13 protein-coding genes are annotated in these 15499 nt (G+C 65.2%); 4 read left to right on the top strand and 9 right to left on the bottom strand.

The window, feature by feature from the left end; translation table 11 throughout:
* Positions 1 to 72 precede the first annotated feature (72 nt).
* The 8 genes from ACSQ24_RS28755 to ACSQ24_RS28720 form a co-directional block, all read right to left on the bottom strand.
* Positions 73 to 1749, bottom strand: a complete 1677-nt coding sequence (locus ACSQ24_RS28755; RefSeq protein ID WP_436098211.1) for a hypothetical protein — start codon at positions 1747 to 1749, stop codon at positions 73 to 75.
* Positions 1746 to 3749, bottom strand: a complete 2004-nt coding sequence (locus ACSQ24_RS28750) for a glycosyltransferase (protein WP_436098210.1) — start codon at positions 3747 to 3749, stop codon at positions 1746 to 1748. The genes ACSQ24_RS28755 and ACSQ24_RS28750 overlap by 4 nt, the downstream gene beginning before the upstream one ends.
* Positions 3746 to 5149 (bottom strand): hypothetical protein, encoded by a 1404-nt coding sequence (locus tag ACSQ24_RS28745; protein ID WP_436098209.1) that lies wholly within the window; start codon positions 5147 to 5149, stop codon positions 3746 to 3748. The genes ACSQ24_RS28750 and ACSQ24_RS28745 overlap by 4 nt, the downstream gene beginning before the upstream one ends.
* A gap of 67 nt (positions 5150 to 5216) precedes the next feature.
* Entirely contained in the window at positions 5217 to 5909 is a 693-nt protein-coding gene (locus tag ACSQ24_RS28740; protein WP_436098208.1) for a class I SAM-dependent methyltransferase, read from the bottom strand.
* A 37-nt stretch (positions 5910 to 5946) separates the two neighbouring features.
* The gene (locus ACSQ24_RS28735) at positions 5947 to 7104 is read right to left on the bottom strand and encodes a glycosyltransferase (protein ID WP_436098207.1); all 1158 of its coding nucleotides are present in this window, start codon (positions 7102 to 7104) and stop codon (positions 5947 to 5949) included.
* Positions 7105 to 7177: 73 nt separating this feature from the next.
* Complete coding sequence (locus tag ACSQ24_RS28730) at positions 7178 to 7870, bottom strand: sugar transferase (RefSeq protein ID WP_436098206.1); 693 nt, start codon at positions 7868 to 7870, stop codon at positions 7178 to 7180.
* 295 nt (positions 7871 to 8165) lie between these two features.
* Positions 8166 to 8789, bottom strand: a complete 624-nt coding sequence (locus ACSQ24_RS28725; RefSeq protein ID WP_436098205.1) for a LuxR C-terminal-related transcriptional regulator — start codon at positions 8787 to 8789, stop codon at positions 8166 to 8168.
* A gap of 72 nt (positions 8790 to 8861) precedes the next feature.
* Entirely contained in the window at positions 8862 to 10142 is a 1281-nt protein-coding gene (locus ACSQ24_RS28720) for a polysaccharide biosynthesis/export family protein (protein ID WP_436098204.1), read from the bottom strand.
* A 247-nt stretch (positions 10143 to 10389) separates the two neighbouring features.
* Here ACSQ24_RS28720 and ACSQ24_RS28715 point away from each other — a divergent pair, with 247 nt between their 5' ends.
* From ACSQ24_RS28715 to ACSQ24_RS28705, 3 genes are all read left to right on the top strand, one after another.
* A complete protein-coding gene (locus ACSQ24_RS28715; protein WP_436098203.1) occupies positions 10390 to 10617 on the top strand; it encodes a hypothetical protein in 228 nt (75 codons plus the stop codon).
* Positions 10618 to 10728: 111 nt separating this feature from the next.
* Complete coding sequence (locus tag ACSQ24_RS28710) at positions 10729 to 11493, top strand: hypothetical protein (protein WP_436098202.1); 765 nt, start codon at positions 10729 to 10731, stop codon at positions 11491 to 11493.
* Positions 11490 to 12959, top strand: coding sequence for a mannose-1-phosphate guanylyltransferase/mannose-6-phosphate isomerase (locus tag ACSQ24_RS28705; RefSeq protein WP_436098201.1), 1470 nt, complete (start codon positions 11490 to 11492; stop codon positions 12957 to 12959). Before ACSQ24_RS28710 ends, ACSQ24_RS28705 begins: the two co-directional genes overlap by 4 nt.
* Positions 12960 to 12976: 17 nt before the next feature.
* Here the strand turns inward: ACSQ24_RS28705 and ACSQ24_RS28700 are convergent, their stop codons facing one another.
* Positions 12977 to 14131, bottom strand: a complete 1155-nt coding sequence (locus tag ACSQ24_RS28700) for a glycosyltransferase (RefSeq protein ID WP_436098200.1) — start codon at positions 14129 to 14131, stop codon at positions 12977 to 12979.
* Between the two features lie 158 nt (positions 14132 to 14289).
* Between ACSQ24_RS28700 and ACSQ24_RS28695 the strand changes: the two genes are divergently transcribed.
* Positions 14290 to 15309 carry a glycosyltransferase family 2 protein gene (locus tag ACSQ24_RS28695; RefSeq protein WP_436098199.1) on the top strand — a complete coding sequence of 340 codons (1020 nt, stop codon included), beginning with the start codon at positions 14290 to 14292 and terminating at the stop codon, positions 15307 to 15309.
* The last annotated feature ends 190 nt before the right edge of the window (positions 15310 to 15499 follow it).

Below are 15499 nucleotides of genomic sequence, written 5' to 3'. Positions count from 1 at the left end.
CTTGTCGCGACAGGTCGGTCTCAGGCTGGGCCGAAGAACCGCGGTGATACGCTGCGGCCTCCTGCAGCCCCATCACGACCTGCCGCGATTGATCACGGCGCCGATGACGGCGATGCCGGCACGCTGGAGGACACCGAGCGCATCGTTCAATTCGTCATAGGTCGTCGCGCCCTCGGCGGCGACGAGGACGACGATGTCGGCATGAGTGGCGAGCGCAACCGCATCGGAGGATTCGCAGAGCGGCGGCAAGTCGATCAGCACCTCACCGCGCTGTCTTGCCTGCGCGATGACCAGCCCGGCGCGCGGATCGCGGAAATCGACGAAGCGGTTGAGCTGCGGCATCGCCGAGCGGATTGGAAGCAGGCGGACGCCATCGGCATTGGCGAAGGCCGCCTGCCCCGTGCTGCCGCCGGCGATCACGTCGGTCAGCGATGGTCCGGCGGCGCTACCGTCCTCGCCACGCGCCGGGGACGCATCGGCGCTGAGAACGCTGACCTGCCGGCCGCGATGATTGAGCAGCTGCGCCAGGTTCATCGTCAGCAGCGTAGCGCCGGCGCCTGCTCGCCATGAGCCGATCGCCACGACTGGGCTGCCTTCGGAACGACTCGTGGCCCACGCGATATCGATCGCCGCTCCCAGATCGCGGATCGCCGCCGCGAAGGGGCCGGCATGCTCGCGCGCCACCAGCATCGCGTTGTCCGAGGCCGAGGCGCGCCCCTGCCTGCGCCAGCCTGCGATCTCCGGGACGACGGCGAGACAGGACAGGCCGGTCTCGCGCATGAGATCCTGGGGACGGCGGACACGGCGATCGAAGACCGAGGCGAGCGCCGCAACGAACACGCCACCGAGCAGTCCGAAAACGCCGGCGAACGCCATGATCAGGCTGCCGCGCGGGGCGGAAGGGCCGAGCGGCGCCTGAGCCGCGCCGATGATCCGCGCATCGGCGTCCGGGATTGGCCGCGCCGGCAGCGCGCCGCTGCGGACGGCCGCATTGGCCGCCTGGACCTGGGAGTCGAGCGCATCCAGCCTGCCTTGCAGGAATTCGGCGCCGCTGCGCGCAGCGTCGGCCTTGAAGGCGACCGATTGCAGCAGATAGGCGGAGGCAGCGGCGTTGGCGATGCGCGCCGGCAATTCCGGATCGGCAGAGGAGTAAGTGATCTCGAGCACATAGGACTGGCCGACGCGCCGCGCCGAGAAGTGCCGCGCGAAATTCTCGAAGGCGCTGCGCCGCGGATCGACGCGAAGCGGGGCTTCGGCGCCCGGCTGAGCCGCCACGCCGGTCGATACGGTCCAGACACTGCGAAGGGCGGCGCCGACGCGGTTGGTCAGCATCTGCAACGGCCCCGGGGGCTGCGGACCCAGCTCCGGATGGTTGCTCAACGCCAGCGCGTCGAAGACCGTGCTCAACAGGCGCTCCGAGCGGATCACTTGCAACTCGCTGTCGGCAGCGTTCAGGTCGAGCGAGCTCGGTGCGGCGATCTCGCGCGCCGCACTTGGAACCTGCCGCCGCGGTTCGAGCAGCACGGTCGCAGTCGCTGTATAGGTCGGCGGCGTCGTTCGAATATGGGCGAAGGCCGCCGCGAGGCAGAGCGCAATCCAGATCGCCAGCCTGCCCTTATGGCGCAGGCCAGCGGCTCCGATCATGCGAAGCAGGGCGACCGGGCCGTCACTGATCTGTGCCGGTTGGGTATCCGGCAGGGGCAGGATCCGGAATGGCGCACCGGATGCGCCCGGCTTTCCCAGCATCATCTGAATTTCCCCCTCGGCTGCAAGGCGGCGGCGCGCTCGGGCTGCATGCGCCCGCGCAGGATGTCGGCAATCCCGAGCAGGTTGCCCCTGAGCCGGCCACGACGGTCGATGAACGGCTCGGGGCGCAGCGAGCGCCCGAGATTGCTCGACATGTTCCGGAAGAGATGGTCGGCGACCTGGCCGAGCGTCATCGTGCCCTTGCGCAGCATGTAGAGCGGATTGACGATCTGCGAGTAACCGAAGCGCTCACCGGCCATTCGACCGCCCTTGACGCCCATGTGGACGCCGATCGCATCGGCGGACTTGACCAGTCGCCCGCCGCGCCGCGCGAGGGCCGCCGCGAAATCGCGGTCCTCGAGCCAGCCATAGAGCACCAGCCGCTCGTCGAAGCGCAGGTCGCCGATGCTGGCGAGACGAAAGGCCATGTTGCACCCGTATGGGCTGTAGGGCTCGATCCAGGACCAGTCGCTCGGCGGCGGGGTGGCAACCAGCCTCACCGCTTCCGCAAGCTCGATGCCGGGGCCGGTCACGCCATCGGCCAGGATCCGGCCAGTGAAGGCGACGATGCTCGATTCGTCGCGAAAGGTCTGGGCCGCCGTGGCCAGCCAGCCCTCATGGGCGACGAAGTCGTCGTCGAAGAAGGCGACGATCTCGGTGCCGCGTGGCAGATGCGCGAGGGCCGTGTTGCGCTGGGCCGCCAGCCCGGCAGGGCCGGTCAGCACCACGACATCGTTGCGACCCTGCAGGCCGCCGGCATCGGCGGGGTCGATGCAGGAGACGATGACGCTGTCGGGCTTCAGCGTCTGGTGCTTGAGAAGGTGCAGGACCGTCTCCGTCACCACCTCCGGCCGGCCGCGGGTGGCGATGACGGCCGCGATGCGTGGCGCCGGAGTTGCAGGCGCCGTCGGCGCAGCGCGATGTGCTTTCGGCGACCGCGCCAGCTCCAGATAGCCCTCGGCGGTGCTGCGCCAGGAGAACAGCAGCAGGCGCCCGCGGCCGCGCTCGCTCAATTCCTGCCGGAGGGCAACCGACTCAGCCAGCCTCCTGATATGCCCGACCCAGGCAGCCGGGTCCGCCGGCGATGCGAGCAGCGCGGCGTCGCCGCAAACCTCCGGCATGCTGGCGCGATCGGAGGAGACGACCGGGCAGCCCCGCGCCATCGCCTCGACGATCGGCAGACCGAAGCCTTCGGTCCAGGACGGGAAGGCGAGACACAGCGCGCGTTCGAGCAGGAAGGCGAGATCGTCGTCGCTGACCCGCCCCAGCAGCCTGACATTGGCTGCCTGCGCAAGCTGCTCCTCTGCAAAGATGCCGCCGCCGCCTCCGGCGACCAGGACGTCGATACCAAGCTCCGCAAGGCGGGGCGCGATCGTGACAAGGAGGGCGAGGTTCTTGTGGCGCGCATGCGAGCCCAGAGCGAGGATGAACGGCCGCTCCGCATCGACTCGCGCCGCCAGCAGCCCCGGGGCCCGCTCCGCCCTGGCAGGGTCCCAGGCGAGCGCATGCTCGTGGCCATCCGGGAGCACGGCGATATCGGCGGCGCGAAGCGGCAGATGCCGCGCCAGCTGCCGGGCCGAGGCCTGCGAGACGGTGGCGATCCGGGCGCTGCGGCGCGCCAGCAGCGGCTGCAACGCCCGGTATGCCGTGCGAAAGCCGCGGCCATAGCTCTCAGGCGCAGTGAAGACGTTCGCGTCGTGGATGCAGACGATCTGGTCGCCCTTCATCACCGGTGCCGTGTTGCAGAGATTGAGGAGCCGCCCCGGCCAGAGCCGCGGCAGCTCGGCCTGTTCCCAGCCATGCCCGCTCAAGCGCCCGCTGCGGATCACGTCGATCGCCTGCAGCGCCATGGCGGGAGCGCCCCGCGGCGCAATCAGGGTCGCCTTCTGCCCGGTGGCCTCGAGGCTCGTGTCGAGGGCCGCCACCACGTTGCGCGCGTAGCGCTGGACGCCGGTCATATCCTGCGACAGGAAGCGGCCGTTCACCGCGAAGCTATCCGTCATAGCCTTGCTCCGATGACCAAAGGGAGAGGTCTGAGGACGTCCGAAGCTCGCGGCCTGATCGCCGCGGCCACCGCGGCCAGCATGCAGAAGAAGAAGCCCTGATCGATGATCGGGCCGACGAGGAGGTCGCCGATGAGCAGGCCGGCGTAGCCGTTGCGCGCGGCAACCGCGATGTCGGCCTCCAGGCTCGCCAGCTGGCCGCGCGGACGCAGGAAGCATTCGAAGACGAAGACCGCGTAGAAGAGCGCGCCCGGAATCCCGACGCTCGCGAGCAGCGCGACGGCAAAGCTCGAGGCGCGGGCGGTGCCGAGCCCGACACCGAGCCCCCAGCTGTCCAGAAAGTTCTGGAAGGAGACGACGTTCCAGGAGCTGCGCTCGACGCCGGAATCGGAACTCGCCTTGTTGAGCACGACGAGATCGACATAGCCGTAGACTTTCGCCGTTGCTTCCGGATCGAGCAGGATCAGCAGCACCACTGCCAGCCCGATGACCGGTGCACCGAGGGCGAACATCGCGGCTTGGCGCCTGGCACTGCCCTGGACGAGCCGGGCGAAGGCGAAGCCGTAGAGCAGGAGCAGCATCACCGGCGCGCCGGCGAGTCCGGTCGAAGAGGTCGACAGGACGATCAGGACGAACGACAACGCGGCGATCGTGCCGGTGAGCCGCGCGCGCACGCCGCAGAGCCACAAGGTTCCGGTGAAGCCGAGCACGCCGAGCGTCGAGCGCGCGAAGACCGAGGCCTCGGTGTACGAGCCGACGATCCGCTTCATGCCGGCGATTTCGGAGTCGGTGTGCAGCGTGTAGCGGGCATTGCGGATGAAGCCGAGCAGGTCTTGCGTTCCGGTGGCGTAGGTCGCGACGTCTAGGACGGCGAAGGCGGTGTTGGCGACGCAGCAGGCGAGAAGCGCGTTGAAGACGGCCGAGAAGCCCTCGTGTGTCGCGGCGACGGCCGTCAGTGTGATCAGGCAAAGCAGGGTGGTGGAGAGGTAGAGGCTTTGCGTGACATTGCTGGAAACCGGCGCCAGCGGCACGGTCGAGCCCGTATCGTCGAAGGCAGTGGTACCGAGCGGGATGATCTCGGTCACACCGGCGAGGACGCGCGGCATCAGGAAGGCGCTGGCGACGCCATAGGCGACGAGGCAGGTGAACCAGAAGCCGGGTTCGTTCGGATGCAGCGCACGGATGGCGGCAGCGGCCTCGCGGCGGTGACTGAGGGCGCCGAAGGCAAGGAACGCCAGCATCACATGTCCGGGCTGGATGTTGGCGGCGCCGATGAGCATGGCTGCGGCCGCCCCGAGGACTGCCATGATCGCCAGCCCGTAGACGAGCGCGCCCGTGCCCAGCATCAGGCAGATCAATCCGATGAGGAGGGTCAGCACCCCGATCGGCTCGATGCTCATGGCTCCCGCGCCTTTCGCTGCGGTGACGACCGCCCGACTCCGCTCCGGTCGTGCCCGCCAGCCATGGTCATTCGGCCAATACCAGCAGCGAATAGCCGCCGAGCACGCGCACCGTCAGATCGGGGTTGAGCGAGAAGCAGAACCGGCGCGGCAAGCGCATCAATCGGCTGCTCAGCGTCTGGTTCGGCAGCTCCAGCCGGCTCGCCGTATAGGCGTGGTCGATGACCCTGTAGCCGCAATCCGCCAGGGTCGCGAGCGCGGTCTCCTTGAAGAAATAGTGCAGGTGACCGACGTTCTCGCGCAGCTTGGTGATCGGCCAGCCGCGCAGCAGCGACTGGACGGAGAGATCGAGCGGGATGTGGAAGACCTTGTAGCGGCCCTTGCCGCGCAAGGCCTTGATGAAGGCGATGTAGTCCTCGACGTGCTCGATGACGTCGGCGATCACGAGCAGGTCGTAGTCCGACGCGCCCTCCGCCGTGAAATCGCCCAGCGAGAAGGTGACCTTGTCGGTTTCCTTATATTTGGCGCGCTGATAGGCGTGCGGCGAGATTTCGTAGCCGTGGAAGCGCGCTGCCGGGAAGGCCTTCGCCAGGTTGAACAGGATCTCGCCGGTCCCACAGCCGACCTCGCAGGCCTTGTCGAAGCTGATCGCGTTCTTGCGCAGGATCGTCTCGATCTGTCGCGCCTTCCACGGCGAATCCTCTTCGTGCCAGCTGGGATTCAAATCGGCGTAGACTTCACTCTGGTAGATCGTCTGCATCAGATTCTTCCTGAAGATCGCAAGGGGACGGCGTCGATCACACCAAGCTGTGGACCAGGGCCGGGCGTGGCTGCGCCGCCGGCATGGCCATCGAGATCGTCCCGGCTAGCGGCTTGAGCAGCTGGTTTATGTGAAGTCTCATCTGCTTCTCGAAGACCGCCGTCGAGAAGTTGCGGGCATAGGCCGCAATCTCGCGCGGCTGCCAGGTGATCGCCCGCGCTCGCTCTTCAGCGGCGATGAGCGCATCGACGCTCTGCTCGTCGAAGAAGACGCCGCTCATACCGTCGATCACCGTCTCGGTCGCGCCGCCGCGGCGGAAGGCAATCACCGGCCGTCCGCTCGCCATGGCCTCGACCGGCACGATCCCGAAGTCTTCCTCGCCGGGGAAGACCAGGGCCCGGCAGCGCGAGTAATGGTAGCGCAGCACGCTGAAAGGCTGCGGCCCGAGCACGGTCACGTTCGGCTTGGCGATGCGGCGCAGTTCGGCCAGCATCTCGCCGCCACCGATCACCACCAGGCGCCGACCGGTGCGATTGAAGGCTTCGACGGCGAGCTCGGGCCGCTTGTAGCCGACAAGCTCGCCGACCATCAGGCAGTAATCCTCGACCAAACCATTCGGCAGCACCTCGAACGCATCGACGTCGACCGGTGGATGGATCACGGTCGAGGCACGACGATAGTAGCGGTGCAGCCGGGAGGCGACCGTCTCGGAGTTGGCGATGAAGTGATCGACGCGATTGGCCGAGATGCTGTCCCAGTTGCGGATGTAATGCGCTAGCGCCGGCATGACTAAACGTGTGATCGGGTCGGAACGCTCCCTGTATTCGTGGAACATGTTCCAGATGTAACGCATCGGCGAATGGCAATAGCAGATGTGCATGGTGCCGGGCGGCGGCACGATGCCCTTGGCCGGTCCGGACTCGCTCGAGATGATCAGGTCGTAGCCGCGCAGGTCGAGCTGTTCGAGCGCCAGCGGCATCAGCGGCAGATAGCGCTGATAGAGCTTTGCTGCGCGCGGCAGCCGACCGATGAAGCTCGTCGTGACCTTGTGGCGCCGAATCCCGTCGGAGACTGCATCGGGCACGTAGACATGGGTGAAGACGTCCGCGTCCGGATACATCCGGCACAGCGCCTCGATCACCTTCTCGCCGCCGCGCATCCCGACGAGCCAATAATGAACGATCGCGACTTTCATGGGCCGAGGACCTCCATGGAACTCATGTGGTTCGGGCGTGACATGCCCGACAGGCTCGTGGTCTTGGGCAGCCTTACCGGCTGCCCTTCTGCATCAGGACCGCAGGTACCGTTCGGATCAGGATCTTGGCATCGAGCAGGAGGCGCCATTCCGAAGCGTATTGGCTGTCGAGCGAGATCCGCGTTGCGTAGGAACAGTCGCTGCGACCGCTGATCTGCCAGAGGCCGGTGAGCCCTGGAGGAACCGAGAAGCAATGAGTGAAGGCCTCGCCATAGCGCTCGCGCTCGGCGGCCACGATCGGGCGCGGTCCAACGAAGCTCATTTCGCCGGAGATGATGTTGAAGAGTTGCGGCAGTTCGTCGAGGCTCGAGCGCCGCAGGAACACGCCGATGGGCGTAATCCGCGGATCGCGGGTCAGCTTCTGGTTTTCAGCCCACTCCCGCGCTGCGCCCGGATCGGAAGCGAGCAGGCGCTGGAGCTCATCGTCGGCGTTTCTGGCCATCGTGCGAAACTTCCAGCAGCGGAAACTCTTGCCGCTGCGGCCGATCCTCGCCTGCCGGAAGAACGCAGGACCGCCGTCGCCTGCCCTGATCAAGCCGGCGATCAGTAGCATGAGGGGCGCCAGCAGGAAGATCAGGGCCACACCTGCCGCAAGGTCGAATGCCCGCTTTGCTGCAACCCGAGCCGATTTGTATTCAACTTGCGATACACGCAGAGGTAGTGAGAAGGACGCAGGCAAATTCTGAGAGTCCGGGAATCGGCTCATTGCAGCACCCTACGCCTAAACCGCATCTTAATAGATTATTAACGCGAGACGAATACATGACAATAGGCTTTTGTGCGATGCAGCATGTTTGTTCAATGCACTCGTAAACTGACTACGACTTGGGCGTTGTCGGTAATTTTCCTGACAAATTCCATGCGATTCCGCTCCTTTCCGTGGCATCCCGGCTAACGAGCCATCAACGCGGACAGGCCCGCGGTTGCGTCGCGATGACGCAGATGGAGCTCTGACGAGAGCGTCTTGATCGATCTAAAGAAAGCTAAATTATTTAATCGCGCTACTCAAACCACCCTTGAGTGATGGCGTACTGCACGATCTGTTGGCGGCTATCGATGCTCAGCTTGTTGCTGGCACGCAGCTTGTAGGTTTCCGCCGATTTAGTGGTAATACCGATGCGCTCGGCCGCTTCACGAATACTGAACCCCAAGGCGATCAGGCGCAGAATTTCTTGCTCCCTTTCGGTCAGGGCCAACCCTCGCCGCCCCCCCGCTGGAATCTGCACGGCATCCGCGGCATCAAGAAAGTGGCCGCCGCGAAGAATTGTTGCGATCGCCTTGCACATGACGGAGACGGGTGACTGTTTCAGGACATAGCCGCGTGCGCCCAAGGCCAGCAACTGGTGGGCCCGGGCATTATCGAGTTCTTCCGCCACGACGAGCACCCGTTGCGATGGAAGATCATTTAAAAGACCCTCGGCTACCGAGACGCCGTTGAAACTCTCGCTCACGACCGCGACATCGGGAGCGGCCGCCTCGATGACTTGTGCGAGACGGGCAGACGAATGAGCCTCCCCTATCACGTCGATATGGAATTGCTCAGCCAGGCAGAATCGCAGCCCCGCCACGAAGATCGGGTGTTCGTCCGCGAGAAAGATACGAGCGGGCCGCTCGAACGACAGCATAGGCCAACCTCCATATTGGACGGGAGCCTGGGTGCAGCCGATCGCAGATCGGCCGCAGATGTCCGCGATATGCTAGTTCTGGGCTCCCGCAGCGGTCGGTGGCAGCGACGAGATGATCGATTGCAGCGATGCCCGCTCCACCCTGACGATGTCTCCAGGCAGGATCGGCGACATCTCCTCGATCGCGATTTCGTTGACCGCGCCACCCTGGCGTCGCTGGACGCTGAAGCGCATGCGCGCGAGCTGCTTTTCCTGCTGGCTCTGCAATCTCGGCGCGAGCGCTGTCGATTCGTGGATGAGCGCGCGCAGCGCGATGATCCTGTCGTCCGTCTGCTTGAGCGACAGTTGCGTTGCGCGCAGTTCGCGCCCGATATCGATCTCCCGCTGGTTCTCGAGATCGGACAGCGTCCGGTCGAGCCGGCTGATCTCCTGTTTTGCCCGGGCCGTCGCGAGCATCAGGTCAAGCGCCTGACTCTCGGATTGCGCGAGATTCTGTTCGACAGCGAGCTGGCGCGGGCTCACTGCCAGTCCCTTGCTGATCAGGCTGTTGATATTGTTAAGTTCGCGCCGAACAAGGTCCTGCTGACGCTGCTGCGTCACGGCCTTGGCGCCGAGCGTACGCAACTCCTCTTCAAGCAGGGATCGCGATTGCTGCAGGAGATCGCCCTGTGACTTGGCGGCCTTGCGATGCGAGGCGAACAACGCACTTTCCTCGCGCATCGCCTGAGTGGCGCTGTCGTTCAAACTCCGGCGGAGGTCATCCGAGAAGGTGATCGCCTCGGCCTTGCGAGCCTCCGCCAGAAGTCTGTCGCGGCGCACTTGCAGGGCGAGCAATTGTGTCTGCTGCACACTGATTTCGCCTTCGGCGATGATCGTCTCGCGCTCGAAGCGGCCAAGCGCGAGCTCCATGCGCTGGAATCCGCCGGCGATGGCGACCGCCTGCAGCGCAGTCATCGTCGGCCGGAAGGCGTATTCCCCGGGCTTCTCGACGGTCCCGACCACGTAGATCGGCCGATACTGCGCGATCTCGACGGCTGCCGCCGGCGCATTCACAAGTCCGGCGGTGCCCTTCAGCCGTTCTGATATCAGCGCTGCAATCTCGGCGGGCGCCTTTCCGTCAACCGAGAAAGTGCCCACGACAGGCAGCGAGAGCATACCGGTCGAACTGACGGCGAACTCGCCGCTGAGCGCCGACCATTCGAAAAGCTCGCGTGAGTTCGGCCTCCATTCCGACACCTTGATCTTCAGCCGATCCTGCGCCGCGACACGGTACTCGAACTCGCTCGCGTTGACCCGTGGGTCGCCACCGGCGGCGAGAACCAGGGGCAGCGCCGCTACCAGCAGCGCAAGCACTCGGCCGGCGGCTCGGGTGCACTTGGGCAAAAGACGGTTGGGGAGGGTGAGATGCCTCACGAAACACTCCATGCAGACTACTCTGACGACCCCCAAGCAAATCCGCTGCCAGTCCGCTGCGGACTGTTAGCTCGCTCTTAACCATGAGTGCTCAGACTTGTGTATCCCTCGCGCGCCCGAAGCCTTTCTCGGGCCGCGGAGCGAAGCTATAGTCATTGGCCGATAGCGAGCCGCGAAAGCACGAGTGATGCTGATCGTCTTTTTCCTGGCTGCCTTCGCCAGCGGTGCACTGACCCTCTGGCTGATGTGGTCGCATGGCTTGCTGGTGGCGTTGATCGCCACCGCTATTGTCGCCAGCGCGATCGTCGCTGTTTTGGCTGTCGTTTTGACCGCCCTCAGGTCTCGGGCCGTGACAAGCGACGAGCAACGGCCACGCGGCGTCCTCGATATCCTCGGGCCCCGCCCGCCGCGCTGATCGGCTGCGCGACCGATCTTCTGGCACATGAATTGCTGATCATCCCCGCAAGGATGGTTCGCGCAATCGCGCTTCGGACCGCCGCCCGCCATTGCGATGGGAGACGGGGCAATGAGGCTTCCGGCGCGGTTTCGTAGTTCGCATCGAGACCGCCAGACGGATCTCGACAGGCTTGGACCGCTGTACCGGCAACTCGGGCAGTCCCTTGCCGGGATCGAACGCGAGTGCACCGGGTTAGCTCGCCGGCTCGACGAGGCCCGCACCCGCGCGGCGGCCCTGATGGGCAATGAGGACGGAATCTATTTTGACCGGGAGCCGGCCGACGAGGCCAACCTGGTCGAGGCAGAGGCGCAGATGATGGCGGCCTTCCGCCGGCTCGAGCAATTGCGGGCGCAAAGCTCGATGCTCACCGCCTGGCGTGACGAGATCGATGATTCGGGCATCGGCGGCGCGTTACGCCAAGGAGCAGGCTCGGACGGATTGTTGACGCGCCTTCTGCGCGGGGCGCGCGCGCGAATGGCGGCGATCAGGCGTCTCTCCCGCTTCTCGGCCTGGCTGCTCCTGATCGTCATCGTCTATGCGACGCTGTCCGGCGTCGAGCAGCGGCCATCGGTGGCGTGGCTGATGCCCGATGTCGAGCGCAGTCTTGCCTTCCTGGCCGCCGCGGCTGCGTTCGCACTCGGCTATCCTCGGCAGCAGATTGCGATCTTTACCATCGGTCTTGCCGCGGTCGTCTCGCTAGAGTTCGCCCAAGCTTGGGCACCGACGCGCCACGGCACCTTGCACGACGTCTTGGTCAAGGCCGTTGGACTTGGCCTCGGCCTGCTGCTCGTCTCTGGTTTGGAGCGGCTCAAACCATCTGTGAGGGCCTCGTGAAGCTCGATCCCCTTACGCAGGCATCGGCGCTCGCCGCCGCGCCCTCCCCGGTCGCGAATACCGCCGGTACGATTGTACCCGTCGTGCTTTGCGGTGGAGCAGGATCGCGGCTCTGGCCCGCCTCGCGGGAAGCCTTTCCGAAACAGTTCATCTCGCTGCTCGGCGAGGAATCGATGTTCCAGCAGACGCTGGGCCGGATCCAGGATCCGCTGTTTCGTGCCCCCGTCATCGTCACCCATGATGATTTCCGCTTCCTTGTGCTGAGCCAGATGAAGCAGGTCGGGATGACCGGCGAGATCCTGCTCGAGCCGGCCCGCCGCGATTCCGGACCGGCGATCGCCGCCGCCGTGAGTTTCGTCCAGAAGCGCGATCCGCAAGCCCTCGTGCTCGTACTCGCTTCCGACCATTTGATCGGCGACCTCGCGGCGTTCCGCGCCTCGGTCGAGACTGCAGCAGCGGCTGCCAGCCAGGGCCGGCTCGTGACGTTTGGCATCGTCCCGGACAAACCCGCCACGGGCTATGGTTACATCCGGCCGGAACCGGGCGGCGAAGGAGCCCGGAAGGTGTTGAGCTTCGTCGAGAAGCCTGATGCGGCCACGGCGGCACGCTATCTCGACGAAGGCTATCTCTGGAACAGCGGCATGTTCCTGTTCCGCGCCGACAGCTTCATGACGGAGCTCTCCAGGCACGAGCCGGCAATGGCGAGTGCGGCGATAGCAGCGATGGTGGAGGCGCGCGAGGATATCGGCTTCCATCGCCTCGACGCCGAGCGCTTCGGCGCCGCACCGCGCAAGTCGATCGACTACGCCATGATGGAGCGGACCGAGCTTGCCAGTGTCGTGCCCGCCTCTTTTGGTTGGTCGGATGTCGGCAGCTGGTCGAGCGTCTGGGAAGCTTCGGCGCAAGACGAGGCCGGCAATGCCGGCGGCGAGAATGTCGAATTCGTCGACAGCCGCAATTGCTATGTCCAGAGCAGCGGCCCGCTCACCGTGCTGGTCGGCATCGAGGATGCCGTTGTCATCGTCGAGAACGATGCGGTGATGGTGACGAAGCGCGATCGCGCCGAAGAGGTCAAGGGTGCCTTCGAGCGGCTCAAGGCCGACGGGCATCCGGCCGTTGTCAGCTCCCGCCGGGTCTATCGGCCATGGGGCTATTATCAGACGCTCGATCTCGGGGAGCGCTTCCAGGTCAAGCGTATCGTCGTCGATCCAGGCCAGAAGCTGTCCCTGCAAAGCCATCACCATCGTGCGGAGCATTGGGTCGTGGTCCGCGGCATCGCGGAGGTGACGCGCGACGATGAGACCATCCTCGTGCACGAGAACGAGTCGATTTATCTGCCGATCGGCTGTGTCCACCGGATGGCCAACCCTGGCAAGATCCTGCTCGAGATCATCGAGGTGCAGTCCGGCTCTTATCTCGGCGAGGACGATATTGTCCGCTACGAGGACATCTATCGACGGGTGTGAGCAGCCGCGTTGCCTCGTCAGGATGCTCTGGCGGGTTCGGCGCTCATCGCGCCGAGCTGCTGGATTTCGACGCGCCCATCGGCAGCGAGCAGGGCTCGTGCATGCGCATGCACGACCTTATCGAGGCTGAAGCGATCGATGTAGTCGGCCCGATACTGCGCATGGCGACGCTCGGACACGGCATGGTCGTGATAGTGCACCATCGCGGCGACGAAGCCGGCCATATCCCCCAGCGCGACGAGGCGGCCGATGCGCTCATCGAGAATGATGTCGCTCGGTCCGAACTCGCAGTCGAAGGCGATCACAGGCAGCCCGAACCGCAGCGCCTCGCAAATGGCGAGCGACCAGCCTTCCCAGCGCGCGCCCGAGAGATAGATGTCGCTGCGCGAAAGCGGGATCGCCGGGCTGTCGGGGTGATGTTCGATCGTGACCTTACCGGCGAGGCCGAGCTCGTCGATCAAGGCGCGGATCGTAGGCTCCTCTTCGCCATAGCCGACGAGGATCAGCTCGGCGCCCTCGCGTTTCTCGCAGAAGGCGGCGAAGACGCGCAGCAGGATGTCGTAGCCCTTCTGGTAAGCGAAGCGGCCAACCGTGACGAAGCGGACCGGGCTGCCTATGGCGGGCGCCCGCACCGGCATGTCGAACGAGCGCACCGGATTCGGCACCCAGACATGCTCGACCCTGCTCGGATAGTCGGCCTGGAAGGCTTCGAGCTGGCGCGGCGACGTGCCGAAGACGCGCGCCAGCCGCGGCAGTACCAGGAACCGCATCGCCTTGAACAGCAGGCTCGCCTTGAGTGAGCGACGCTCGAGCCTGGGATTTCCGTGGAGATAGAGAATGAAGCGGCGCCGGATGCCGAGGCAGCAGAGCCAGAACACCGCCGTCGGCTCGACCTGCGGCACGACCACGAGGTCGAATTGCCCATTGGCAATCGTTCGACGGACCCGGCGCAGCAGGTCGAGCCGTCCCTTTGAGAAGCTCAGAATGACGTCATATGGCCGCTGCTGGCCGACGATTTGTTCGAAGGGCGAGGTGTAGAGGACGGAAACCTCAAGATCCTGCTCATACTCGGTCGCCAATGCCGAGCAGATCGAGTCGGTGACGCGCTCAATACCGGCGAACGACCGCGTCGGCGGCACGATGTAGAGAATCCTGGTCCTCCTGCCCGACATCGCGCTTCCGATCGCCATCGCCCCAGGGCCGCCGACTGACCTGCTCTGTGCGGTACGGCTCTTGCAATGTCTGCGCCAAGGAGCGCTTTGCGTCCGATGGCGCGCACCATGCCGCCACTGCGAACGGCGTCGGGATCGAAGCTTCAGCGGGGCGGCGCATGACCGGTTCGACGTTCAAGATCGCGGTGATCGTCAACTGCTACAACTACGCCGAATATGTCGAGCGCGCGATCTGCAGCGTGCTCGCGCAGAACCGCAGCGATTGCGAACTCGTCGTCGTCGACGACGGCTCGACGGACGCCTCATGGGAGGTGATCAGCCGCACGGGGGTCTCCGCCTACCGGATCGAGAATAGCGGCCAGCGCCGGGCCTGCACCTTCGGTCTCGACCAGACGACGGCGCCGTTCGTGTTGTTCCTCGATGCCGACGACGAGCTCGCTCCGGGCGCGCTCGATGCGATCGTCCCGCATCTGCAACCGTCGACCGCAAAGCTGCAATTCTGCCTGAGCCGCGTCGACGGCGACAGCACGTTCCTGGGCTCGGCGGTTCCAGAACCCGAGCTGTTTCGCGAGCCCGGCGACCTCAGGGAGCGTGTCCGCAGGACCGGCGTCTATGTCAGCCCGCCGACCTCAGGGAACGTGTTCAGGCGCGATCTCTGCGAATTGCTGCGCGACGCCGATTATGACGATGCGGTCGACGGGATCATCATTCTCGCCGCCCCCTTCTTCGGTGAGGTCGTGTCCCTCCCGGTGGAGCTCGGGCTTTACCGTGTCCACAGCCGCAACATGTCGGGCGTAGGGCGAACGATCGATACTGACAAGATCGAACAGCACATGACACGCTTCGAGCACCTGATCGACCATCTCAACATGGTCATGCCCAAGGATTCGAGATCGCGGCAGCTCGATGTCAGGCGGACGTTCTTCTATCTGGAGAAGAAGCTGATCCTTGCCTCGATCAACGGCGAAACAAATCGTTATTTTCAGCTTCCCAGGTTGATTGGAGTCGTCGCCCGAGAGTACTTCTCACTGCGGAAAAAACTCGCGCTCTCGCTGTTTCATGCCCTCGTCGCCGTTCTACCCGTCAGCATGTCTCGCCATCTCATCGAAATCCGCTATCGCCCGGAGCAGCGCTCAGCCCGCGCGCTTGCGAAGGTGCTGACCGGTGGCCTGGCATGAGCTCCGGACAGCATTCACACCGACGTCATAAGCAGGTCAAAGCTCCAGCTTGAACGCCGCTGCCTGATCAGCCCGGCACGAAGATTTGCGTTTGGCGGTGCGCCGGCACGGCGTCGTTGGCCTGCCGGATTCAAGCCTGCGCGGCTCTCCGGGTATCGAGAGCCTTCTGGACGATTCGGCACTGGGCGAC

Origin of the sequence: Allobosea sp. LjRoot237 (assembly GCF_964253285.1) — a bacterium.
Taxonomy (GTDB): domain Bacteria; phylum Pseudomonadota; class Alphaproteobacteria; order Rhizobiales; family Beijerinckiaceae; genus Allobosea.
This window is presented reverse-complemented; position numbering and strand designations above follow the sequence as displayed.